This is a genomic window from Mucilaginibacter sp. (genome assembly GCF_041660805.1).
Classification (GTDB): Bacteria; Bacteroidota; Bacteroidia; order Sphingobacteriales; family Sphingobacteriaceae; genus Mucilaginibacter.
Genome location: NZ_JBAZVP010000001.1, coordinates 197,990 through 223,329, shown reverse-complemented (window position 1 = coordinate 223,329; position 25,340 = coordinate 197,990). Strand labels below are relative to the sequence as shown.

The 25,340-nt window shown below is 41.6% G+C and carries 22 protein-coding genes; 13 read left to right on the top strand and 9 right to left on the bottom strand.

Translation table 11 applies throughout. The features are described from left to right. The first annotated feature begins 10 nt into the window (after positions 1-10). Together WC743_RS01085 and WC743_RS01080 are read left to right on the top strand one after the other, a co-directional pair. A complete protein-coding gene (locus WC743_RS01085; protein WP_373009872.1) occupies positions 11-526 on the top strand; it encodes a hypothetical protein in 516 nt (171 codons plus the stop codon). Further along, entirely contained in the window at positions 523-1,053 is a 531-nt protein-coding gene (locus tag WC743_RS01080; RefSeq protein WP_373009871.1) for a hypothetical protein, read from the top strand. Before WC743_RS01085 ends, WC743_RS01080 begins: the two co-directional genes overlap by 4 nt. A 95-nt stretch (positions 1,054-1,148) precedes the next feature. Here the strand turns inward: WC743_RS01080 and WC743_RS01075 are convergent, their stop codons facing one another. The 9 genes from WC743_RS01075 to WC743_RS01035 all read right to left on the bottom strand — a co-directional run bounded on the left by WC743_RS01075 (position 1,149) and on the right by WC743_RS01035 (position 13,432). Further along, a complete protein-coding gene (locus tag WC743_RS01075) occupies positions 1,149-2,252 on the bottom strand; it encodes a bile acid:sodium symporter family protein (RefSeq protein WP_373009870.1) in 1,104 nt (367 codons plus the stop codon). 45 nt (positions 2,253-2,297) lie between these two features. Then, positions 2,298-3,227, bottom strand: coding sequence for an RraA family protein (locus WC743_RS01070; protein WP_373009869.1), 930 nt, complete (start codon positions 3,225-3,227; stop codon positions 2,298-2,300). A gap of 59 nt (positions 3,228-3,286) precedes the next feature. Continuing rightward, a complete protein-coding gene (locus WC743_RS01065; RefSeq protein WP_373009868.1) occupies positions 3,287-4,546 on the bottom strand; it encodes an amidohydrolase/deacetylase family metallohydrolase in 1,260 nt (419 codons plus the stop codon). 121 nt (positions 4,547-4,667) lie between these two features. Beyond that, positions 4,668-5,882 carry an aminotransferase class V-fold PLP-dependent enzyme gene (locus WC743_RS01060; protein WP_373009867.1) on the bottom strand — a complete coding sequence of 405 codons (1,215 nt, stop codon included), beginning with the start codon at positions 5,880-5,882 and terminating at the stop codon, positions 4,668-4,670. 21 nt (positions 5,883-5,903) lie between these two features. Then, positions 5,904-6,359, bottom strand: a complete 456-nt coding sequence (locus WC743_RS01055; RefSeq protein ID WP_373009866.1) for a RidA family protein — start codon at positions 6,357-6,359, stop codon at positions 5,904-5,906. A gap of 116 nt (positions 6,360-6,475) precedes the next feature. Further along, positions 6,476-8,002 (bottom strand): SusD/RagB family nutrient-binding outer membrane lipoprotein, encoded by a 1,527-nt coding sequence (locus WC743_RS01050; protein WP_373009865.1) that lies wholly within the window; start codon positions 8,000-8,002, stop codon positions 6,476-6,478. A gap of 41 nt (positions 8,003-8,043) precedes the next feature. Further along, positions 8,044-11,451 carry a SusC/RagA family TonB-linked outer membrane protein gene (locus WC743_RS01045; RefSeq protein ID WP_373009864.1) on the bottom strand — a complete coding sequence of 1,136 codons (3,408 nt, stop codon included), beginning with the start codon at positions 11,449-11,451 and terminating at the stop codon, positions 8,044-8,046. A 173-nt stretch (positions 11,452-11,624) separates the two neighbouring features. Beyond that, on the bottom strand, positions 11,625-12,596 hold the full coding sequence (locus tag WC743_RS01040) for a FecR family protein (RefSeq protein ID WP_373009863.1): 972 nt from the start codon (positions 12,594-12,596) through the stop codon (positions 11,625-11,627). A 266-nt stretch (positions 12,597-12,862) separates the two neighbouring features. Beyond that, on the bottom strand, positions 12,863-13,432 hold the full coding sequence (locus WC743_RS01035; protein ID WP_373009862.1) for an RNA polymerase sigma factor: 570 nt from the start codon (positions 13,430-13,432) through the stop codon (positions 12,863-12,865). A gap of 421 nt (positions 13,433-13,853) precedes the next feature. Here WC743_RS01035 and WC743_RS01030 point away from each other — a divergent pair, with 421 nt between their 5' ends. The 11 genes from WC743_RS01030 (at position 13,854) to WC743_RS00980 (ending at position 24,980) form a co-directional block, all read left to right on the top strand. Beyond that, positions 13,854-14,381 carry a DUF892 family protein gene (locus WC743_RS01030; protein WP_373009861.1) on the top strand — a complete coding sequence of 176 codons (528 nt, stop codon included), beginning with the start codon at positions 13,854-13,856 and terminating at the stop codon, positions 14,379-14,381. Positions 14,382-14,405: 24 nt separating this feature from the next. Further along, positions 14,406-14,834 carry a hypothetical protein gene (locus WC743_RS01025; protein ID WP_373009860.1) on the top strand — a complete coding sequence of 143 codons (429 nt, stop codon included), beginning with the start codon at positions 14,406-14,408 and terminating at the stop codon, positions 14,832-14,834. 76 nt (positions 14,835-14,910) lie between these two features. Then, a complete protein-coding gene (tal, locus tag WC743_RS01020) occupies positions 14,911-16,017 on the top strand; it encodes a transaldolase (protein WP_373009859.1) in 1,107 nt (368 codons plus the stop codon). A gap of 133 nt (positions 16,018-16,150) precedes the next feature. Next, positions 16,151-17,596, top strand: coding sequence for a Fe-S cluster assembly protein SufB (sufB, locus tag WC743_RS01015; protein ID WP_373009858.1), 1,446 nt, complete (start codon positions 16,151-16,153; stop codon positions 17,594-17,596). A gap of 16 nt (positions 17,597-17,612) precedes the next feature. Beyond that, complete coding sequence (gene sufC / locus WC743_RS01010) at positions 17,613-18,362, top strand: Fe-S cluster assembly ATPase SufC (RefSeq protein WP_373009857.1); 750 nt, start codon at positions 17,613-17,615, stop codon at positions 18,360-18,362. 12 nt (positions 18,363-18,374) lie between these two features. Further along, entirely contained in the window at positions 18,375-19,688 is a 1,314-nt protein-coding gene (gene sufD / locus WC743_RS01005) for a Fe-S cluster assembly protein SufD (RefSeq protein ID WP_373009856.1), read from the top strand. Positions 19,689-19,692: 4 nt separating this feature from the next. Then, entirely contained in the window at positions 19,693-20,937 is a 1,245-nt protein-coding gene (locus tag WC743_RS01000) for a SufS family cysteine desulfurase (RefSeq protein WP_373009855.1), read from the top strand. Continuing rightward, positions 20,937-21,374 carry a SufE family protein gene (locus WC743_RS00995; RefSeq protein WP_373009854.1) on the top strand — a complete coding sequence of 146 codons (438 nt, stop codon included), beginning with the start codon at positions 20,937-20,939 and terminating at the stop codon, positions 21,372-21,374. The genes WC743_RS01000 and WC743_RS00995 overlap by 1 nt, the downstream gene beginning before the upstream one ends. A 12-nt stretch (positions 21,375-21,386) precedes the next feature. Further along, complete coding sequence (locus tag WC743_RS00990) at positions 21,387-21,701, top strand: iron-sulfur cluster assembly protein (RefSeq protein ID WP_373009853.1); 315 nt, start codon at positions 21,387-21,389, stop codon at positions 21,699-21,701. Positions 21,702-21,731: 30 nt separating this feature from the next. Further along, entirely contained in the window at positions 21,732-22,205 is a 474-nt protein-coding gene (locus WC743_RS00985) for an Rrf2 family transcriptional regulator (RefSeq protein ID WP_373009852.1), read from the top strand. Between the two features lie 288 nt (positions 22,206-22,493). Then, positions 22,494-24,980, top strand: coding sequence for a hypothetical protein (locus tag WC743_RS00980; protein ID WP_373009851.1), 2,487 nt, complete (start codon positions 22,494-22,496; stop codon positions 24,978-24,980). Positions 24,981-25,340: the final 360 nt, after the last annotated feature.

Sequence of the window (25,340 nt, the reverse complement as noted above, 5' to 3'; positions counted from 1 at the left end):
AAATCATGATATGAAAAAGGCAGCACATGTTGTTTCATTATTTTTGATCAGCATACATATAACAGCTATAAATGCTAACGCGCAGGTAACATCCGCTGGTAAATTATCAGCTCCTGCTGTTTTCATGGCAAGTACGCCCTGCAGCCCAGGCACAAAACCTTTGCCCGGCATCCCTAAAGAAGCTACTTGCGAACTTATTAAATGGGAACTCAAACTTTTTGGGGACACCAAGAAACAAACATCCGGAACGTACACACTTAATTGTGTTTATGGAATGCCCAATCAAGGCACACAAGGACTTATAAATGGGGGCACCCCTCTTCACAGGGAAGGAAAATGGGTTATTACAAAAGGTACAAGAACAAATCCTGCCGCCATAGTCTATCGCCTGGATCCTGATAAGCCCCCGGTCTCCGTTTCATTTCTCCGGTTAAATGAAAATTTACTCCATTTATTGGATAGCCGTCAGCAACTGATGATAGGAAACGGTGCATGGAGCTACACACTTAGCAGAATACAACAATGAAACAGATTATTTTTATCCTGTCTGCCTGCTTTGGTTTCTTACTAACCAATAATGCAGAAGGCCAGACAGCAGCTCCTGACAATAAAATTTCAGAAAGCATTACGTTTAGAGAGATGCCAAAAGGCCGGGCCGTTTATGGGATATTTGAAGGCCGTACACCCTGTTTTGAAATCAGCAGGCAATTGGGGGCTAATTTGCCATCCGATTGCGACCACCTGAAATGGCAGGTTATTTTTTTCAGGGATACGCTAACACTGAAGCCGACCACTTACATACTAACAACCGAAATGTTTGGACGCCGGCCACTAAAGGGAAAATGGAAGATCATCAGGGGAACAAAAACTGACCCGGCCGCTACTGAATATATACTTGAAACCAACCTGCCCGGCAAATCGATCTATCTTTTGAAGGGCGACGAAAATGTTCTTTTTATCCTGGATGAAAACCATAAATTCCATACAGGCGATCAAAACTTCAGCTATACCCTCAATAGGGTTAATAAAGTACGGCGCTTGTCTGGTCAGTAACAACCGGCATAATTTAAGCCGGAAAATTCAATGTGCCCTGACCAGACATTTTCGGGTGGCTATATTGGTAGTTTATAAAAATCTGATAACCTATTTCAATCTGGCTTTTTTAAGTTTTCATCGTTAAGCGGTTTGCGGTGCCAATAAGTAGCCAACAAAGAGCCGGTGATGTTCATGAGCGGGCCAAATACTGCCGGGGCTAAACCCACAGTCGCCATTTTACCCATTTCTTTTGCTAACCCCGAAGCCAAACCTCCATTCTGCATACCAACTTCTATAGCCATGGTGCGGCAATCGCGTTCGGGCATTTTAAATAACCGGCCAGACCAGTAGCCTAATGTATAACCCAATAAATTATGGATAAGCACCAAAAATATCAGCATAAAGCCAATGTTTAATAAACTGCTTCTTCCTGCCGCTGTAATAACCACAATAATGAGCGCGATACCAAACATTGATACAAGCGGCATTACTGCCTCAAGCCACTTAACCTTTTTAAGCAGGTACCTGTTAAATACAATGCCGGCACCAATAGGTATAATAACCATTTTAAAAATATCCCACATCATATTTAATACATCTATCTCTATAAAACCGCCACCCAATACTTTCATAAGCAGCGGGGTAAAAAAAGGTGCAAGCATGGTTGATACGGCGGTAATGGTAATGGATAAAGCCAGATTAGCTTTAGCCAGATAAGAGATCACGTTAGAAGCCATACCATTTGGTGAACAACCTATTAAGATGATACCGGCTGCAATTTCCGGTGGGAAACCACTTAGTTTGGCTAAGGTAAAACCAAGCAAAGGCATGATCAAAAAATGACTAAACACACCAATAAACACACCTTTTGGCATTTTAATTACACCTGCAAAATCTTTTATGCTCATTGATGTGCCCATACCAAACATAATAAGCTGTATTAATGGCGTAATGAGTATGGATAGTTTGACCCCGTTTATCTGGATAAAATACTGCGGATAATACAAGGCTGTTGTAACCGCCGCGAAAATAATGAGGGTATAAGAGAAGCCCTTAAGCATTACAAAGCCCCTGAATGCAATGGCAAGTATAATGAATGCTGCAATAAGAAAGGGGCCGGCATTAGCGATACTGCTATTAAAAGTTACTGCCAATGCAGTAAGAAAGCATACTGCAGATAGGCCTGCCAGTGCTTTATAAATATAAATTGTTTTCAATTTCTTGAGTTTAATATTGAATGGTTAAATTAAATCACGAGGGTTTTACCAGGTACGTTTTTGCATAAATTCGTCCAACTGTGCCCGGGTCATTTTCACCTCTTTAGGATTTTGGCTCAACCATTTTAAAAAGGCATCTTTAATGGGGGCTGTCCATTGGCTGTCTATTTCGCCTGTAGTATAGGTGCCCGATTTAAGCATAGCCTGCCCAAATTTATCTCGCAGGGCTATAAATTCGGCAGTTACAACCACTTTTTCAGCTAAGTGGGCGGGTATAAAAAGTACACCTTCTTTTTCAGAAATTACCAGATCACCAGGTAATACAATAGTCTGCCCAATGCGGATCGGCGTATTGAGTCCCATTAAAACCATTTCTTCCAGATAGGACGGGTCAAAATCGCGCACAAAGGCATTAAAACCATTTATCTTGCTTAAGCCCTGCAGGTCGCGGGCCGAGCCGTCAAATATTACCCCATTGCCCGTTTTATTATAAATAGAATTGCCTAAATTATCCCCTATCAGTGTACCTCCTTTAATTTTACCAAAGCCGTCTGCCACATATACATCACCTTTGGTAAGTACATCAATAGGCCAGGCATTGGTATTCCCCTTACGCCCCTGCTTGCTGCCACGGTCTTTAATATTTTTTTCGATATCGGGCCTGCTGGGCATAAACATGGCTGTAACAACCCTGCCTACAACGGGCACATCATCATGAACCAGTTTCCAGTTCCTTTCAAACTGGTTATTATAACCCTCGTTTTTTAAAACGGTCCAGGCTTCTTCAATGCCTATGTTTTTAGCCCGCTGTATTAAATCGTCAGATATTTTGGGCCTGCCATCTTTAAAGCGTTCTCCCTTCCATTCAGAGGTATAAAATATCAGTTCGTCTCTTGATATGGTTTGTGCTTTGACAATGCCTGTTTGGCAAAAGCCAAACAGAAGCATGCCAATTGTAACAACTCTTAATTTCATAAAATCGTTGATAAAAGATTTATAATTGGTTTAGTAATACCGTAATTGGTTAAACGGTATTACTTCGATGCTGAATTTCTTGGAATTTCAATAGGGTCAACAATGCCGTTTAAATCATAAACTATTTTGCCGGCGCGTATAGTTAACTCACATTCCAGTTTTTTATCGGCTTCAACTTTATAGCCGGTATAGTCAAACAAACCGAATTTACCTTCTCTTACATTCAATATAGCCACATCAGCATCAGCGCCTACAGATAGGTTGCCTAATTCTTCGTGCTTTATCTCAAGGGCCGGGTTTGATGTTGATGCACGGATCACACTTTTGAGATCCATCCCCATAGCCAAAAACTTAGACATGGTGGTAAGCATATCCTTCATGGCATTGTTCATGCTGCCGGTGTGTATGTCTGTACTTATTGAGTTAGGGAAAAACCCTTCTTTTACTGCCGGTATTGCCTGTGAGTAAGCAAAACTGATACCGCCATAACCAACATCAAAGAAAATTCCACGCTTGCGGGCTTCCCAAACAAAAGGCTTAACTTTTTGGGTTTTCAGGTCTACAATATATTCCCGGCTTTTTAACTGGCCAAAACAATGTGTGAAAATATCGCCGGGGCGCAGGTGCTTCATAAACAATTCTTCTATTGAAAGAGGTGGCGTACTACCGCCAAAATCAATCATCACCGGAATCCCCCCTGCTAACCTACCTGCTTCAACCGCACGATCAACCGGCGCCCATTCATGGCCTTCGTAATGCGCAACTTTAAAACCCACAACGTATTTTTTATACTGCCGCGCTACCAGGGCCGACATTTTTGAATCCATATCGTTCAAATTTTGCTCATAGCCGCCGCGCATACCTTCACCTGCAATATTAATAAAAGCCAGCACCCTTGTTTGCGCCTGGTCAATAGTTTGCGCTTTAAACGTAGGGAACGTGCGCCAGCCCGAACTGCCGGCATCAACAACAGTGGTAACGCCGTTTCTAAAAGTGAAGCCATCAGGCGGTAAGGCCAGGTTGCCATTCTCATACTGATGATCTGGCTCGGTACCGAAGAAATTATGCGAGTGAATATCTATCAACCCCGGAGTAACATACAAGCCTTTGGCGTTAACAACTTGTACGGCTTGTTTACTGTCAATATTTTTTGAAACCTGAGCTATTTTTCCATCCTTTATGGCAATGTCCATGATGTCGTCAATATTGTTTTTGGGGTCTATTATATGGCCGCCTTTAATAACAATATTATAAGATTGTGCCCCGGCCTGGAAGGATAAGCATAACAGGCCGAGGATAAAAAAGAGTATATTTTTCATAGATAGATCGTTAAAAATTTAAAAAAAAGAATCCCCGTTAAGCCTTTGTATAGTAAAGGCCCTGTGAAAAAAAGGACAAATAATTAATGATTAAGCAGTGTTAATGCATAGGTGCTTTACATTATACCGCTGAAGCTTTTTGCAGGATGCTATGTACCTTGCCGGCTACAATATCAATCTGATCTGGCCGTAAAAGCACAACACCTACAACAAGCGAATCACCCTTTGAATTGGTAACAATGCTTGGCGTGCCATCTTTGAGCGCTGTCTGCACATCCTTTGGCGTAATTTTGATCTTGCTTTGATCCCATGTTACAAACAAACTCGGAAACGCATTAGCCGGACCAGGGTCAACAACTGTTTTTGTTTTTACTGTTTGTAATGCTTCCAGCTTGCCCCCAATTTGTTTCGCGCGCTGCAGCCAGTCTTCCCATTCTTTTTTATGATCTCTTTCGATGTAAGATTTTAACGCCGCGTACATGCCAAACATTTCTTCTTTGTTCACCTTCATTGGGCGGCCGATAGGCGCCTCATGCGGGCTGTGGTTTAACCTTGCGGCAGTTATCAGGTCTTTACGACCGAAGAGTAACCCTGCACTTTGCGGGCCGCGTATCATTTTACCACCCGAAAAAGTAACCAGGTCAAATCCCATTTTCTGGAACTTAAAAAGGTTTTCAACCGGTGGTACATCTGCCGCCGCATCTAAAAAGGTAGGTATGTTGCGCGCTTTGGCTACTTTCAAAAAGTCTTCATGCGTAATACTGCTTTTTTCGGCAGCATTAAAAAACAAAGCCATAACCGTATTATTGTTAATGGCCTGTGCCATTTCTGCCGCGCCATCTACCTCAATGATCTTAGCACCTGTTGTACTTACGGCCTGGTCAAACAAATACCTGTGCGATTTTTGCATGATAACCTCAGCCCGCGGGCCTGGTAAGTTGGGCAGCATTTTTATCTTTTCGGCATCAGTGCCGGTTATACAGGCAGCTGTACCCAAAAGCATAGCACACGCCGCTCCCGAGGTAACCATTGCAGCCTCGCAATGCAGCATTTCTGCAATTTTAGCGCCTACTTTATCCTGCAATTCAAACATGTTTGCAAAGTCATGTGAGGTTGAATTTATGGCTTCAAGTACTTCGGGCAGCATTAATGACCCTGATAAGAATGTCATGGTTACCGATGCATTTATAACAGGAGTAACACCAAGCTCTTTAAAGAGGTCCCGCTTTGCAGCGGGCGGGGCTACGGCGGGTGTATATGTTGTAGCAGCCTTTGCAACTATGCTCCCGGCAAAGGGAAGCATGGTAAGGCTCTTTATAACGTTTCTGCGTTTCATTATTAAATTTTAAGAGGTAAACTATATGTAAGCAATGCAATCCATCTCAACCAGGGAGTCACCCGGAACACCTCCCTTGGCAACGGCTACAGTAGTACGTACAGGTGGTTTTTTACCAAAACGGCCTTTATAAACTTCGTTCATGCCTTTGTAATCGGCAATATCATTTAAATACACATTTACTTTTAGCACCTTTTCCATTGATGAGCCTGCTTTTTTTAGCTCTGATTCAAGTTCTTTAAGTACAATCTCCGTATGTGCCTTAATTTCAAAAGGTTCAACATGAGCGCCTTTACCGGCTACAAAAACCATATTCCCAAGCTTGGTTGATCCTGAAAACAGGGGTACATCCTGATACTCGGTTACATTATTTACTTCTTTTTCTTCATTTTGTACCGGGGCGGCGTTTGCTAACCCAAATACGGAGATACCGGCAACCGAAGCCAGTACTTTTTTTAAGATAGATCTTCTTTCCATTGTAAATTGATTTATGCTTTTATTGGTTAAAATATATATTAGCTCTTATGTTTTAAATAGCCTGCCGGCATGTTACCGACAGGGCTATTTATAATCAACTAAAATTAACTATTTATTTACGGGCGGTCCCACCACATTCTGGTTAAAAATTCATCAGGGCCCTGGCGGGCGATAGTAGCCTGATAATTTTCTCCATTTAAGTTTTGTTCAGTAGCAGGATACAGGAACCTTCTGAAAATTTTACCACCTGTAGCGTTACCTACATAATTATTAGGTACCAGGGCCGGATAGCCTGTACGCCTGTAACTCGCAAACACTTCTTGTGAATTTGGATAAACACCCACCCAAAATTGAGTATAGATCTGCTCCATCTGGCTTGCAAATGTACCGGCCGTGTTAAGCGAATGATATTTAATATAAGTTTGGATCTGATTGTCGCTAATAGTACCCCCAGCTCCAAATAACGACCACTGGCGCATTGAGGCGCTTATACCATTTACATATGATGCACTGGCTGATGCACCACTATACCAGCCACGTAATGCGGCTTCGGCAAGTAAAAAACTGGTTTCGGCGTTGGTTAACAGAAGATAAGGACTATTAAGCTGAAGAATGGTAGCTGGATTAGGCTCTGAATAGGTAACAAAATTCGCGGGTTTAGAACTTAAGCTTGATGACATACCTTTTTGGGTAGCCGCTGTAGTATCTGCTTTACCGCCTACCCAAACTACTGAGAGCACGCCCAATCGGGGGTCTTTATTTGTTTTCAGATAATTAATAAATACATCCTGAAACTTGCCACCTTCGGGGTTGCTTGAACCATTTGCACCTATATAATCAGAATTGAGCATTGCTAAAGCAAGTGGGTTTTTGTTGATATCCTGACCTGCAGACACATAACCCGAAACTTTCGCCACATCTGCATCCACAGTAATTACACCGCCTGCAATTGCTTTTTTCGCCCATGTTTCGGCTAAAGCTATATCGGCCTTGGTCATGCGCATAGCCAGGCGCAGCATAAGCGAATAGGAGAACTTTTTCCATTTAGCCATGTCGCCATTATATATCAGATCGGCTGCGCCAAAGTTTGCTTTGGTTGGGTCAATAGCAGCTGCAGCCTCATCAAGCTCTTTAAGCATGTCTGCATATATAGCTTGTTGCGGGTCGTATACAGGTTTGTAGTTAGCACTTTCAAACCCCTTGCCGGCTTGTGAATAAGGGACATCGCCATATAGATCAGTAACGCGGCTAAAGCAATATATCCGCCAGATACGCGCACATGAAAGCAGGTTAACCTGATCCGGACTGCCGGATACCTGGCCAATTACCTGTTGTATCTCATTTATTTCTTTAGGGTATGCATTGTTAAACACCGTCCATGATTGCTGGCTTTGGCTAAGAATATACTTAGCACCAAAACCGGCAACATCATTATAACTGGTAGTATATTGCATAGTGCCCTGAAGAAGGTTGAGAACATCACCGGACCCATCTAACAATGCTTTGGTAAATACAAAAGCAGGAGTTGGGGTTGCCGATGCGTTTGGGTTAGTGTTCATTTCTTCGAATCCCTTATCGCACGCCTGTAAACCCATACAGACGGTTAAAATCAGTATAGAATATTTTCTAAAGTTTTTTTTCATGTTAATTGTCTTTTAATTGATGCATTAATGCACGTTTATAATTAAAATTTAACCGTCAGGTTTAAACCAAAGCTTCTGGTTCTGGGCAATCCAAACGATTCAAAACCCTGGCTTGACCCATTGGTAAAGCTCGACTCGGGATCGAAGTTGTCTGTTTGCTTATATATAGTGAGCAAATTGCGCGCAACAAAGGCTATAGATGCACCTTGCAGGTTTACTGCTTTAAGTTTTTCTACCGGGATAGAGTAGCTTAGTATAACCTGCCGAAGCTTTACAAAGCCGGCATCATGCAGGAACAGTTCTGAATATGATTTATAATTATCATAGTAAGAACGTAAACCTGAAATGGGAACCACTCTTGAATAAGGGTTGCCGCTTTGGTCAACACCGGTAAGTTGCAGTCCGTTTTCGCGGCCCGGCAAAGTAGTTTTCATTAAACCTAAGCGGGTACCATAAACTTCCATCAATGAGAAGATCTTGTTGCCAAACTTCCCGTCAACCAGCACATTCAGACTAAATCTTTTGTATTTAAAATCATTGGAAAAACCCATTGTTAACGGTGCTACACCATTACCTAATGTTTGCAAACCGGTAGCAACCGGCAAGCCTGTAGTTGCGTTGAATACCACATTTCCGTTGGCATCTTTCATCATGCGGGTACCAACAATACTACCATAAGGCTGGCCAACAATGTTGTTAATGTACGCCCATCCGTTTACAGATTGTGACACTTGAATTTGATCTAAACCGGCGGCAAGCTTAACTACCTCGTTTTTATTATAAGCAATATTGTAGCTGGTGCTCCAGGTAAAATCTTTGGTTTTTATTGGAGTGCCATTTACCAGGGCCTCAATACCCTTATTGCTTAACTCGCCAACATTAAGTATAACATTGTTGTAGCCGCTGGTACCGGTAATGGCGGTAGATACAATGTCATCAGTAGTTTTACGGTTGTACAGGGTAATATCAAATCCCAAACGGTTGTTCAGGAAACGCGCTTCGATACCGGCTTCTGTAGTAGTTGAGGTATAAGGGCGTAAATTTGCATTACTAATAGTAGTGCTTGATACGTTTTGTATGGGCTGACCGGAGGTTGGCAGCATAGTAAATGCCTGATGGATCTGGTAAGGATCTGGTGCACCACCACCTACCTGTGCCCATGATGCACGTATTTTGGCATAGCTTACAGCCTGTGGTAATTTAAATGCTTCTGAAAGTACAAAGCTACCTCCTACTGATGGATAAAAAATGCTGTTGTTTTGCGGGCTTAAAGTTGAAAACCAATCCTGGCGGCCGGTAACAGTTAAGTAAGCAAAGTTTTTATAACTGATATCAGCCGAACCCATTAAAGAGTTAATAGCTGTTTGGTTATTTTTGGGTGTAGTAGAAACTGTCGATAAGTTAGTTGAGCTATAAAAGTAAGGAATGATATAATTGGCGCCCGTGATATTTGATTCGTTGTAAACCGAACGCTGCTGGTTACCACCCACAAAGGCCGAGATACCAAAATCTTTGATCTTGCCATTATAATTCAGCGTTAATAAGCCGTTGGTTTCAGATGCATCAACCTTAAGCTCATTATATTGCCCGTTAGGAACATAAAGTGTCCCGGTTGGCAAAATGTAATTGTAGTTATAGTAATAAAAGTCGCGGCTTACCACACCTTTTAATGATAAGTTTTTGATGAATTCGTAGGTAACGCCGGCCTGCCCTATAAATCGGTTCTTAGTATCCCGCTGTTGAAACTTATTAACCACAAAATAGCTGTTAGAAGCAATAGAGGCATCGTTCCAGCCAATTTCGTTGCCTTTGGCATCATAACCTGGTTTAAGCCAGGTAATATCTGCGGTATTGGCAATCATATATGGCGTCCAGTTGGGGTTACCTAAAGCATCGCCCGCGGTAGCTCTGTTTTTAGCACGTTCTATGTTATACTGTGCCAGGGCTTCAAAGCTTACTTTTTTACCCAGTTTGCCGCTAACATTAAGGTTGCCGGTTTTACGGTCATAATCGCTGTTAGGCAAAACACTTTTACTGTTCAGGTCGGCTACTGAAAAACGATAGGTAATGGCCTCTGTGCCACCTGTAAATGCTACTGTATTAGTAAATGTAGAGCCGGTTCGGTAAAAGTTTTTGATATTATTTCTTTGTGCAGAATAAGGGTGTTCTAAACCATCGGCTGCTACATAAGTTGAACCATCTATTTTGGCACCGAAAGAACGCCTGCCGGTTTGAATGGCTTCGGCCTGGGTAGTAGGTTTTACACCACCATCACCCTGGCCGTACTCATACTGCCAGTCTGGGAAAACAGCCGGTGTTTCCATGGTAAAGGTTGAGTTGTAATCAATGCCAATTCCTTTTTGAATACGCCCCTTTTTAGTAGTAATTAAAATTACACCGTTGGCTGCCCTTGCGCCATACAATGCGGCTGCAGTACCACCTTTTAGTACGCTTATAGATTCAATATCATCCGGATTGATACCAGCAATACCATCGCCACGGTCAACATTACCTGCACTGCCATTAGTAGTTGCGCTTCCACCCGGAACTGAGTTGTCTATCGGCATACCATTTACCACATACAAGGGTTGGTTGCCACCAGAAAGGGAACCGTTACCACGAATGATCACACGGCTTGACCCACCCGGGCCGGTTGACAGGCCTGTTGCATTAACACCTGCAACTTTACCTGTTAGTGCATTGGCCACGTTATTTTCCCGGGCTTGCGTAAATTCTTCACCTTTAACTTCGGTTACCGAGTATGCCAGCGCTTTTTTCTGGCGGGAAATACCTAAAGCTGTAACAACTACTTCATTAAGGCTATTGCGGTTTTCTACCAATTGTACATTAACAACCGGCCTGCCGCCTATAGCTACTTCCTGGGTTACAAAGCCCATATAGGAGAAAATTAACGTAGCATTTTCATCAGGTACTGTTAATGCATAGTGCCCGTCTACGTCAGTTACTGTGCCGCTGCTGCTACCTTTTATTTTAACACTTACTCCTATTAACGCCGCTCCTGCGTTATCAATAACTTTACCGCTTACTTTTATTGGAGCCACCTTTTGGGATGTAATTTCTGTTGGAGTAGTTACTTTTTTGTCGATGAGGATCACGTTGCCTGATATGGAGTAATCCATACCCAGGGGCTCGAAGATCTTTTTTAGTACAAGGCCAAGTTGTTCGTTTTTTACATCTAAACTTACCTCCTGGTTGGTAACAATAGAGTTACTGAAGACAAAACTAATTTTAGTTTCTTTATTGATTTGCCTTAGCACATCTTTAACCGGCATATTCACTACACGCAGTGATATCCTTGTTTTTAAGTCTTGTGCTGAAATGTTTTTTGCTTGAGTTATGGTAAAGCATACAGAAAAAATAACGGTAAAAATGATTATTTTAACTAACGCTTTACATAGCAAGTGAAAAGACAATGATTTATTTGTCATATATTTGATCAAAAGTTTGTAGTGAGAAAATACCCTTAACAGGGGACTATGAATTTGCCGGGCTTCGGCTCAGAGGTTGGATGTGCTGGAACACATTCAACCTTTTTTGTTTTATTTTTTTTTACTCAATAGGCACTTAGTTTAGTGAAACATCAGTTAATATTTGTTAGTAGTTAGTATAGTATATAAGTATTATCCCGCACCGTGTAACTGGAGTGTGTAAGCTTTGTAATTGCATTTAAGATGCCTGGCAAATTTTGCCCCTGAAAAATAGCCGTGATATGCTGCTGTGCCAGTTTATTACCGGTTACTTTTACAGTTACACCATATTTGTTACTCAGCTTGAAAGCAATGGTTTCCAGATCCGAATTTTCAAAGATCATTTTATCATCCATCCAGGCAATTGCATCTTCGGGATTTGCCAGGCTGGTAATTTCAAAATCGTTTTTACCATTTTTTGTAGATGCCGATTGCCCCCTGGTTAATATGGCCAGCGCATGGGTCAATTCATCCTTTACAGCAACCTTGCCCGTAAGCACCGTTACATTCATTGGTTTTATTTGCGAATAAGCGCTTACCGTAAATGTAGTACCCAACACCTGCGTTTTTAATTTACCCGAGTGAATAATAAAAGGCTTGTTTACATTATGTATCACCTGAAAATAGGCCTCGCCTTTTAAATAAACCTCGCGGGTTTTAGCGTTAAAGTTTTGCGGATAACGCAAATCGCTATTTGCATTTAAGGTTACCCTGGTGCCATCACTTAGTACCACAACTTTCGTTTTAGCTGCGCCAGAGTGTTGTGTAAGGTATAAAGTATGGTCAGTACTTGCAGGGTTCTTATAAAGTATAAAAGTTAGTGTGCAAATTGCCAGTACTATTACAGCGGCAAATTTAAATTGCACCTTTGTTTTCTTAAGGGCCCAAAGCCTTAATTTGATATTATTATATATACTATCCCAATCAACTGCATGAGGAATGCTTTCGTAGCGGGCATTTTCCCATTGCTTTTTCATGGGGCCATCAAAATCTTCAAAATCCTGGGATATTTTAATAAGCTCCATGAATTCTTCAAACTCTTGTTTAGTACATGAATTGTTCATGTACTTTTCCAAAAGCTCTGATTTGCGTTGATTTGTATCCATTTATTCTGTTTAATACTTTAAAGACACAACAAAATGTCAAACAGACTAATCAAAAGTGAAATAAATTTATATTTATTAATAATTCACTAATTTTTGTGGATGAATATCAATAAAAAACCATCATAAATTGATAATTTATCTATTCTTTTATCAAATTTAGTGTAAAAAGTACACTTAGTTTGTATCTAAATATAAAATATATCAATAAAGTAGCTCTAAAATTAATAATTTACTCTATTTTTTAGATCAGAGTTGAATATTTGATATCAATTCAGATAAAAAATAGAGAAAATGGCGATAAGGGTTGGGTTGACGCCGTTCTTGGTAAGGTAAGTACCTATAAAACTAAGCGCCGCCATTAAATGGTTTTTAACGGTGTGTTTTGAAAGGTTTAAATGGGTTGCTATTTCATCATAATTTAAGCCGTCTTCTTTATTTAGCTTGTATACTAATTGTCTTTGTGGCGATAATTGGCTTACCGCCGTTGAAATAAGTTTTCTACATTCAGATACCCTCATACTAGCTTCTGTATTATTATCATTAGTAACCGCAACCCGTAATAGTTCATTAACAAGTTTGGTATCACTGGCGGCTTTTCTAAGATAATTTAAAGAATAGTTACGTGCAATAGTATATATATAGCCACCAAGATTTTTTACATCTTTTAACGCCTCTTTATTTAGCCATAATTTAATGAAGATCTCCTGTGTTATTTCTTCGGCAGCATACTCAGATTTGGCAATAGCAAATACCTGGGCATAAACCTGATGTTTATAGCCTTCAAAAACTTCTTCAAATCTTAAATTCTGATGTTGTTTTAAGTTAAAACCTCTCATTAATTAGCAACTGTTTAAATTATGCAAGTAAAACAAGTGGCATTTGAATTCTAATGTAGTTAAAAAATCACTTTTTCAATTAAAAGAAAAATAAAATGTTAAGATAACATTAAAAAATTATGCTTAATAATAATTTTTCAATAATGTTATAATTCCTGATATGATCGGCTGCACCGGCTTTCATAAAATTCAAGCAAATGCAAGCGGGTAGCATTAATATTTTCAAATTATTTAAACATTGAGCAAAACCAACTGTTGTTTTAATAACATGAATTTGCACTTATAGATCCCCGAACACCGGGCATCCATTAACAAGACTAACGTTAGGATATTTTCACATCTAAGTCCTATCATTCATGAGAGTAATTTCTACGTTACCAACTATTAACGATTTTTTTCAAAAATTTTAATAATGCTGATTATGGAAACACAAACCATGCAGGCAACCGATTCAAAACTCAAGGAGTTTTTCGTAGAGCAATTAAAGGATATGTACTGGGCAGAAAAGAAGCTCCTTAAAACCCTGCCCAAATTGCAAAAAGCCGCCACTACCCCAGCGTTAAAAGATGCCTTTGGCAACCATTTCTGGCAAACCGAAACACATATAGGCCGCCTGGAAGAAGTATTTGGCATGATTGAAGAAAAAGTGGACGACACCAAATGCCCGGCAATGGCCGGCATTGTGGATGAAGGAGCAGATATTATTGATGATACGGAAGAAGGTACCGCGCAAAGGGATGTCGGACTCATTTTTGCCGGCCAAAAGGCTGAACATTACGAAATAGCAACCTATGGCGGGCTGGAGACACTGGCCCGGATCATGGGGTATCCCGTAGCCGCGGATCTGTTGGCTCAAACGCTGGCCGAAGAAAAGGAAGCTGATCTTTTATTAACACAAATTGCGGAAAATGGCATCAATTACCGTGCAAGCAAGGAGCTGCAAGGTTAAGTATGCATAAATGAGGTGACTTACATGAGCCGGCAAAGAGCAGCACTTGCCGGCTATTGCTGTTATATTACAGATAAAATAAAAGTGATGGATATTCAAGTAAAAGACCCTTCAACAGGCGCTTTGCTCTTGCTTAACGCCAGACCGGAACGGCATAAAGGCGAACAAGGCTTTCGCATCCGCCATCCAAATGGATCCGGTTTTTTGATAGTAAACCGTTCAGGAACCTGGCGCACGGCAGACGATCATCATATTGATACGGCCTTGCTGATTAATATCGGCCTGGCGCTGGAGGGCCATCCGTTAAAAGAACAAACGGGGACAACCCCTCCGGAAGGTAACCAACCGCAAAAAAAAGAGCTGCCTGATGAAAGCTTACCCTATACAGATAACCAGCCTAATATTAACAGCGGCCTGGGAGATGAGGGTATTATCAACCCGAATGAATGCTGAAAAAAACTCAGCAAGAAATAATAGAACTGGCTGCGGCTTATATGAGAATTTCTTTAATCTGTTTAAAAATTGAATCATGGAAACTAATAAAATAAAACAACTGCAGGGCTTCGGTCAAAATGTTTGGCTGGATTTTCTTGACCGTAAACTCATCAATTCAGGTCAGTTAAAAAAACTGATTGAGGAAGATGGTCTGCGGGGCATGACCTCTAACCCGGCTATTTTTGAAAAGGCTATTAGCGGCAGCACCGACTATGACGAACAGATCAGGGAGTTGGCTGCTACTCATCAAAATAACGAAGCGATCTTTTACGAACTGGCGATAACCGATATTCAAAATGCCGCCGATTTGTTCAAACCCGTTTTCGAGCGCGGCCAGGATGGTTATATAAGCCTGGAAGTTTCTCCTCACCTGGCGCATGATACCAATAGAACGATCAGGCAAGCTGTAGAGCTGTGGAGAAAAGTTGACCGGGAAAATGTTATGATCAAAATACCCGCAACCACAGATGGCCTGCCTGCCATCCGCAAAACGATCAGCGAAGGGTTGAATATTAATATTACGTTGTTGTTTGGCCTGAACCGGTATGAGGAAGTCACTGAAGCCTATTTGTCGGGTCTGGAAGACCGGATAGAAGCAGGCCAGCCTGTTAATCATATAGCATCTGTAGCCAGCTTTTTCCTGAGCCGCATTGATGTGTTGGTAGATCCGTTGCTGGAAACAAAAGGCCATCCCGAAATGAAGGGTGAGGTAGCCATTGCCTGCGCTAAACAAGCTTATCAGATCTATAAACGGGTTTTTAGTAGTGAACGCTTTAAAAAATTGCAGGAGAAAGGTGCCAGGCCGCAACGCGTTTTATGGGCAAGCACCGGCACTAAGGACCCCTCCTTCCCTGATACCAAATATGTAGATGCCCTGATAGGCCCGCAAACAGTTAATACCATCCCACTGGAAACGCTGGAGGCCTATCGTGATCATGGGCATCCCGAAAACCGTTTGGAAAAAGACCTCGATAAAGCTATCCAGACCTTAGCGCAGTTAAAAAAGACCGGTATTAACATTGATGAGATCACAGCTCAGCTGGAAAGCGAGGCCATTGAAAAATTCAACAAGCCTTATGATCAGTTATTAGAGGCTATTGAGGATAAAAAAGGTCATACAATTGCTGCTATAGATGCCTAAAGCAATATAGGTTTGTTCCGGAATCAGCTAAAGTTATGCCATTGTCATATTGTTTATACTTTTTTGTATAAACAGGTAATGACCGTATCTTTGCAGGGTAATTATTACTGATTCCATTTAAAAGACTGGCATCATGAAAGACGAACTAAATACATTGGAACAAACCGTATTAAATGACTACAAATACGGCTTTGTTACTGATATCGATACGGATACTGTTCCGAAGGGGATCAACGAAGCGGTTATCCGCCTGATCTCGACCAAGAAAAATGAGCCGGACTGGATGCTGGACTGGCGCCTGAAAGCTTATGCGCAATGGCAAAAAATGGACGAACCTAAATGGCCGAACGTAACCTATCCGCCTATCAATTACCAGAATATTATTTATTATGCCGCGCCAAAGCCGAAAGAAAAATTAAACGGCCTTGATGAGATAGACCCGGAATTACGCCGCACGTTTGAAAAACTGGGTATCTCATTGGATGAGCAAAAACGCCTGAGCGGTGTAGCGGTAGATGTGGTAATGGATAGCATTTCCGTCGCTACTTCGTTTAAAAAGCAATTGGCAGATATAGGGGTCATTTTCTGTTCTATGAGCGAAGCCATACAACAACATCCTGAACTGATAAAGAAATACATGGGATCTGTGGTGCCCATGACAGATAATTATTTCGCGGCCTTAAATGCCGCGGTGTTTACTGATGGCTCATTTTGCTATATCCCCGCCGGGGTACGCTGCCCTATGGAATTATCCACTTATTTCCGCATCAATACAGAAAACTCGGGTCAGTTTGAACGCACGCTCATCATTGCTGAAGATGATAGCTATGTGAGCTATCTGGAAGGCTGTACTGCACCTATGCGTGACGAAAACCAATTGCATGCCGCTGTTGTAGAACTGGTGGCACTGAACAGGGCAGAGATCAAATATTCCACAGTTCAAAACTGGTACCCCGGTGACAAGGAAGGTCACGGTGGCATTTACAATTTTGTAACCAAACGTGGCATTTGCCAGGGCGATCATTCCAAGATATCATGGACACAGGTAGAAACCGGCTCGGCCATAACCTGGAAATATCCAAGCGTTATTTTAAAGGGCGATTATTCTACCGGCGAATTTTATTCGGTAGCGCTTACCAACAACTATCAGCAAGCAGATACCGGCACCAAGATGATCCACCTGGGTAAAAATACCAAAAGCAGGATTGTAGCTAAAGGCATCTCTTCCGGGCACAGTAATAATAGTTATCGCGGGCTGGTTCGTGCCAGCAAATGGGCCACCAATGCCCGTAATTATTCCCAGTGTGATTCTTTATTGCTGGGCGACCAATGCGGCGCACATACTTTCCCATATATCGAAGTAAAGAACACTACTGCTATAGTGGAACATGAAGCAACCACTTCAAAAATTGGAGAAGACCAACTTTTTTATTGCAGGCAGCGGGGTATTGATACCGAAACCGCAGTGGCACTAATTGTAAACGGTTTTGCCAAAGAAGTAATGAGCCAGCTACCAATGGAATTTGCTGTAGAAGCACAAAAACTACTTGCCATTAGTTTAGAAGGCAGTGTAGGGTAATTTTAAATAAAGAAACATGTTAAATATCAAAAACATACACGCGTCTATTGAAGGGAAGCAGATATTAAATGGAATTGATCTTGAGATCAGGCCGGGAGAAGTACATGCTATTATGGGGCCAAATGGTTCAGGGAAAAGCACGCTGGCACTGGTATTGGCGGGCAGAGAGGGATACGAGGTAACAGAAGGCTCAATTACTTTTGCCGATAAAAACCTGCTGCCCATGTTGCCTGAGGACCGGGCCCGTGAAGGTTTGTTTTTGGCTTTTCAATACCCGGTGGAAATACCGGGGGTAAGCACCACCAATTTTATTAAGGCAGCCGTAAATGAAAAGCGAAAATACCAGGGTGAAGAACCGCTGGATGCCGTTGCCTTTTTAAAATTGATGAAAGAGAAGATGAAGCTGGTTCATGTTGATCAGGCTTTACTGAGCCGTTCTCTTAACGAAGGTTTCTCCGGAGGTGAGAAAAAACGTAACGAAATTTTCCAGATGGCCATGCTGGAACCCAAACTGGCTATACTGGATGAAACGGATTCCGGTTTGGATATTGATGCCTTGCGCATTGTGGCTAATGGCGTAAATCAGTTACGCAGTAAGGACCGTGCCATACTGATCATCACCCATTACCAGCGTTTACTGGATTACCTGCAGCCAGATTTTATACACGTGTTATATAACGGCCGCATGGTGAGATCAGGCGGTAAAGAACTGGCCCTTGAACTGGAAGAAAAAGGGTATGATTTTATTAAGGAGGAAATAGCTTAATTAAACAAGATCATGGTGAACGTAAGTTATTTTAAGGATCGTTTTGAACAGTTGCAGGGTGCAAGCCCGGATGGCGAAATTGCCAGGTTGCGGCTGGAAGGATTTGATAATTTTAATAATTCAGGCCTTCCATCTTTACGAAATGAAGAGTGGAAATACACCAATATCAGCAGCTTGTTTGATAAAGAATATGAGTTGCCCGGAGATAATGAAAACCCGGATATTAGCCGGTCTGATCTGGATGCTGTTCGTTTACCGGGGCATTCTATCGCCAATGAACTTGTTTTTGTAAATGGCTTGTTTATGCCGGGGCTTTCTACTATCCGTTCTCCGCACAATCAATTAACCGTTACGCCATTGGAAGACGCGGCAAGGGGAATATATAAAGACCTGGTTAAGCAGCACCTGGGGCAAAGCAGCATGTATGTTAAAGACGGGATCCATGCACTCAACACCTCGTTCATTTATGGCGGTGTTTTTATTCATATAGCTAAAGGGCAGCAATTGGGCCACCCTGTTTATCTGTATCATCTTTCAGACGTGCGCGGGCATCACATGCTTTCCCAGCCCCGTAGCCTGATATATGCCGGCGAAGGGAGCAAATTGCAACTGGTGGAAACCTACCAAACGATAGGTACGGCCGATAGCTTTACCAATCAGGTAATGGAGGTGGTAATTAATGACGGTACTTATATGGAATATTATAAGCTCCAGAACGATACCGCTAATTCCAGCCAGGTAAGCACAACGCATATCCGGCAAACGGGCCGCAGCTATGTACATACGGTAACAATTACGCTTAATGGCGGCATGATCCGTAATAATATGAACCTGATACTGGATGCGCCGGGTAACGAGACACATCTGTATGGGTTATATATGCTGAAAGGTAACACCCATGCTGATAATCACACGTTGGTAGATAACCAGCAACCTAATTGTTTCAGCAACCAGTTGTATAAAGGGATTGTGGATGATACCGCCACAGCCGTATTTAACGGAAAGATAATGGTACGGCCACAGGCGCAAAAAACCAATGCCTATCAATCCAATAAAAACATCCTGTTATCTGACCGGGCCGGTATCAATACCAAGCCACAGCTGGAAATATTTGCAGATGATGTTAAATGTTCACATGGCTGCACTATAGGGCAACTGGATGAAACCGCCTTATTCTATCTAAGGACAAGAGGTATCTCTATGGAAAATGCACAGGCCATGCTGTTACAGGCCTTTGCCGACGATATTTTGGTACAGATAAAACCCCAATTGCTCCGTGAGCATGTAAGGCAACTTATTACATTACAGCTTTTTAATACTAAATAAAAGAATGACAGCCTATAGCACAATATCATCTGCTTTTGATGTGTATGCCATACGGCAGGCATTCCCCATTCTTGGCCGTATGGTAAAGGATAAGCCATTGGTATACCTTGATAACGCGGCAACATCACAAAAGCCGTTAAGCGTTATTAATGCCATTCATGATTACTATACCGGTTATAACGCCAACATTCACCGGGGTATCCATAGCCTGGCCGAAGAGGCTACAACGGCTTATGAAGCTTCACGTTATGCAGTAAAACAATTTATTGGCGCCGCTACAACAGAAGAGATCATTTTTACAAGGGGAACAACGGAAGGTATTAACCTGGTTGCCTATACCTGGGGAAGGCAAAATATAAATGCGGGAGATGAGATCATTATTTCGGGTATGGAACATCATTCTAACATTGTACCCTGGCAGATACTTTGTGAAGAAAAAAATGCCGTGCTTAAAGTAATTCCGGTTACAGAGGATGGCGGGCTTTCCTTAACAGCCTACAAGGAATTACTGTCTGCCAAAACAAAATTGGTATCTGTTGTACAGGTGTCTAATGCTTTAGGAACAATAAACCCGGTTAAGGAAATGATTGCACTGGCTCACCAGGCTGGCGCATTGGTATTAATTGATGGGGCACAATCAGCAGTTCACCTGGACATTGATGTACAGGATCTGAATTGCGATTTTTTCGCGTTCTCCGGCCATAAAGTTTACGGGCCAACAGGTGTTGGTGTGTTGTATGGCAAAAAAGCGATCCTGGAAAACATGCCGGTCTTTCAGGGCGGCGGAGAAATGATCAAAGAAGTAACTTTTGAACACACTACCTACAATGAGCTGCCCTATAAATATGAAGCGGGCACACCCAATATAGCCGATACCATCGCTTTAAAAGCAGCATTGGATTTTATTGCTGTAACAGGAAAGGAAGAGATCCGGAAACATGAGGCTCAATTGCTTCGCTATGCAACCGAACAACTGGAAACCATTCCCGGTCTTACCATTATTGGCAAGGCTATGGAAAAGGCAAGCCTGGTATCTTTTGTGATCAAAAACACCCACCCGCAGGATATTGGCATTTTGCTGGATAACCAGGGAATTGCGGTGAGAACAGGCCACCACTGCTGCCAGCCGCTAATGAAACGCTTTAATATTCCGGGTACAGTAAGGGCTTCCTTTGCTTTATACAATACGCGCGAAGAAGTGGATAAACTGGTTGCGGGTTTACATAAAACCATTAAAATGTTAGCATAATGAAGGGCAGCAATGAACAAATACAGGCTACTGAAGCAGCAATCGTTGAAGATTTTTCTTTGCTGGATGGTTGGGAAGATAAATATGAGTACATCATAGAGCTGGGCAAAAAACTGCCGGTATTAGAAGATAAATATAAAACGGAAGATAACAGGATCAAAGGGTGCCAATCGGCCGTATGGCTGGTGGCAGATTACCATGATGGCCAGGTGTTTTTTAAAGCGGATAGTGATGCGGTAATTGTAAAGGGTTTAGTAAGTATGCTTATCCGGGTATTATCCGGGCATGCCCCTGATGAAATTATTAATGCAAAGCTTAATTTTATAGAGCAAATTGGCATGATGACACATCTGGCACAAACCCGTTCAAACGGTTTGCTGGCCATGATAAGGCAGATAAAAAACTATGCCCTGGCTTATCAAACCATCAGGGCTTAAAAAATTACGATAATGAATGAGGAAGCATTGAAACAAAAGGTCATTGATTGCCTGCAAACCATTTATGACCCCGAGATCCCGGTGAGTATTTATGAATTGGGGCTGATTTATGAAACAACCATTATGCCGCCTTTAAATAACGTGCAGATAGTGATGACCCTCACCGCGCCCGGCTGCCCCGCTGCGCAGGTGCTGCCACTGGAAGTGGAGCAAAAGGTGAAACAAATTGAAGGCGTAAATGAAGTACAGGTAGCAGTAGTATGGGACCCGCCCTGGGACAGGGATATGATGTCTGAAACTGCTAAACTGGAGTTGGGTATGTTGTAAATAAAAGATATAAATTAGCAGCATATAAATATGAAAATTACTGCCCAGGAGGAATATGGTTTACGAATATTGCTGCAGATTGCACGATGCCAGGATAAGGAAGGAATGAACATTCCTGACTTAAGTGAAGCCGAAGGCTTGTCAACAGCTTATGTAGCCAAACTTACCCGCATATTACGTATAACCGGATATATTGACAGCACACCGGGCTATAAAGGAGGTTATGTATTGTCAAAACCAGCAACCGAAATCAACATTAACCAGGTGCTGAAAGCTTTAGGTGGTTCTTTGTTCAGTAAAGATTTTTGCGGCTCCTATCCCGGCACACATTCTTTATGTACCAATTCACTTGATTGTACCATCCGGTCGCTCTGGCAGATGATCCAGCTTTCTGTTGATCAGGTGTTGGATCAGGTAACGTTAAATGATTTGATCGGTTCAGAACACGGATCAACGCAGTTGCTTAATAGTATGATAGAGCAGACACATAAAAGCATAAAATAACCTTATCCCGGCGCCTGCTGTAAAACTCCAATAACTTTTTTCCATCCAGCCTGGTAATTTGATACCGTGTGACAACCCGGGTTACAGGAGAGTGATCGGGCAATCTTTTCGCCTTCCCCTTGCCCTCAAAATATTTTTTTACTCCAAAATCTGATAGTCCACGTATGCATCGCTAAGCTATTAGTGTGCAAAAGTGTATAGAAAATTTACATTATTGGGGCAACTTCACAAATTCAGTCCATCCCTCAATCAGTTGTGCCTATGTTTACTTCATAATTTGAACCAATTATGAAAGTATTAATGAGTAAGGCTATTAAGCATGTGCTTTTTATTGTAGTTACAATTATTGGGTGCATTTTAACAAAAGTTGGTAATGCGCAAACCCCTTTGAATTATAAAGCACCCCAGGATACGGCAATAAAAAAACGAGCGCAAAACGAATCTCTTACAACGTATCAGAAAAGTACGCAAATATTAAATGTCGATTCCCGCTTAAAAGGTGCTGCAGTAAAAGCCGCCGAGATACTTAAAGATACCAGTAAGTACAATACTAAAACAGGGATTGCCTTAGACCAACTCTTTGAAAAAAGCGATCTGGAATATGTTGCTGATAAAGGCATCAATGATGTTATCGTTCTCTTCGGGCTTATTAATGAGTCTCTTCCCAAGGGCCAATACATTGGTTTTAAAACCGAGCCCCAGCAAAATTCAACAATTGGCGAAAATCCTTTAGTGCTAAAAAACCTTAGAGCCATCATAGCAGCAAAACCTGCTACTATTACAGGCGATAAGCAACAATGGAAAGAAAATGTATACCAGGCCTACCGCGCACGTGACTACGGTACAAAATTGGAAAATACAATTACCATTACGTCTGCTACACGCGAGGTGCGCGAATCGCCTAAACTTACATTTATTGATTTCAATGGGAAACCTATCACCCTTGAAGCTATATTGCGGATGGAAACGGCAAAAATAAACAACCAACGTTTGGCAGAAAAAGCGGCGGTTGCAGGGTTTCGTAACCGTACTTTTCCAAATGATAAAATTTCAATGGAAAATGCCAACGAAAATTACAAACGCGCCCTTTATGAATTAATGCGCTTACAGGAAGGCGATATTAACCGCCATCCGCAAAGTCAGAAACTGATATATGATTTAACTGCCGATCTCAAAAAAGGCGATCAAAGCCTTTTTATGAACGCATTAAAAAACAGTACTTTTTTCGACGCTAATGTACCCGGGAATTTAGGGCCTGTTTTAGTTACCGAAAGTAACATCATCAGCCCTGATCAGGTAATGAACAACGCCGGCACAAAGGCCATGGAATTATTTATGCTGGCAGCTTTACATTACGGTGAACGCGATGCGATTAAATTAATCCGGCGGGTATTAAGTGGAAATGGTTCTGTTCCGGCAAGGCAGCAAAATGATTTTACGCCCAAACGTTTAAATGAATTAACCTATCACGGAGCAGAAAAGTTTAAGTCGCTGGGGTTTGGAGAGGATAAAACCCGAAATATGACCAGTGCAGATCTGCTACTTGTAGCTGTTGCGTCACCTGTTGCCCCGGTACAGGACAACACCCTAGCTTTTGTAACCCTGCAACAGGTTGGCTCAAGCATTATTAATAAATATGAAACACTGGATATACAAGAAACAAAAAACACTCTACTGTTCAATCCACGAATTAAATTAAGTAGTCGCCATACCGAATACCGCGCTGCCAATGATGCACTTGATTATGTCCCCGATTTTGTTGGCGGCAAACCAATAGGTCAAAAGGGTTCACGAGTAACACAAAACGGTGTTGAATTAAGGTTGGAATCTGACCTGTATTTCTCTAACTTAAAAAAGATCGTAGAAAAAGGTGTTAAGCCCACTATTTTCCCTGAATTTGGAATTATAGCAGGAACAGGAACACGCAGTGTTGGTTATGATAATAGTACCACGCCCGGTAAATTTGGTGCAGTGCCACAGTTCAGAAATAACTTTATTACCTGGGGTGCTCATATTGGGCTAAATGTAGGGCCAATATTATTAAGTCAGGATGCAACCATTATTTCAACACGAAGCAATGACGATCCTTATACCCGGTTCTTTGACCTATCTGAGGCAATGACCTATTACCGGTACTCGTTACTGGCACATGTTATAAATTTTGGTTTCGGTAATTTTGATCAAGGTAAAGGTGTTAATGTTACATTAGATGCAGAATTTGCCGGCGAAACAAACAACGAGTGGTATCATGATATTACCCATACGCAAAATACCGCCATGCAAATTGGCAGTAAAGAATGGGATCGCGACCATGCCCGGTCTCACCCCAACGGAGTATTTAACCAACAAATTGCAACAGAAATGATTGTTAACGGCGATGCAAAAGCCTCTTACGCGTCAAGTAATTTCGCGGCTTTACATTTTGGTGCCCAGAGATCCGGCTTTCAAATAAGGGCAAGTTTGGGCTTGTATAATTTATATAGTATCCCTCATGATAACAGCATAGGTAAAATTATATCTAATACAGCAAAAGGAAACTTGTTTGCAGCGGTGGGGCTTACCTACAATTTCGGTTCCACAGGCAGTTATGAAAGAAAGAGGAAAAAGGAATCTTATCAATCAATCAACGGGATTGAATCTCCTCATAAAATTGAAGAATCATCAAGCGCCACAAAATCTCAGTTCGGCCCAAGAGATCATGCGATCTTCACTAATAAAAAGTCAAGAACTATATCAACTATAAATGCACGAGTTATGAGTAACAAACCCAACTAAAGCAAATAAAGTTTAACGTTATATTCACTATTCAAAAGCGCCTGTTTCAACGGTTCGCTAAACTGTGCAGTTCAACGCACTGCTTCATCAAAAACCGATTTAGGGTGTGCATTCTTCTTCCGGACTAAAACAAAATATTTAGTTTTCCTGAAATGACGGGTGCCTGCAATCATAAGGAATGATGCAGGCACCTGTTTTAAACTTAAAAATTTAATAACTTTCAATTAATAACAATAGATTAAAATTGACTGAAAAATTCAACGACTCTTTTAACAGGGGTCGTGATGAAATATTATATTAAGTACATTAAAATAGGTATATCTGATTTAGGATATATTTACTACTCTGCCAGGCTAAGTT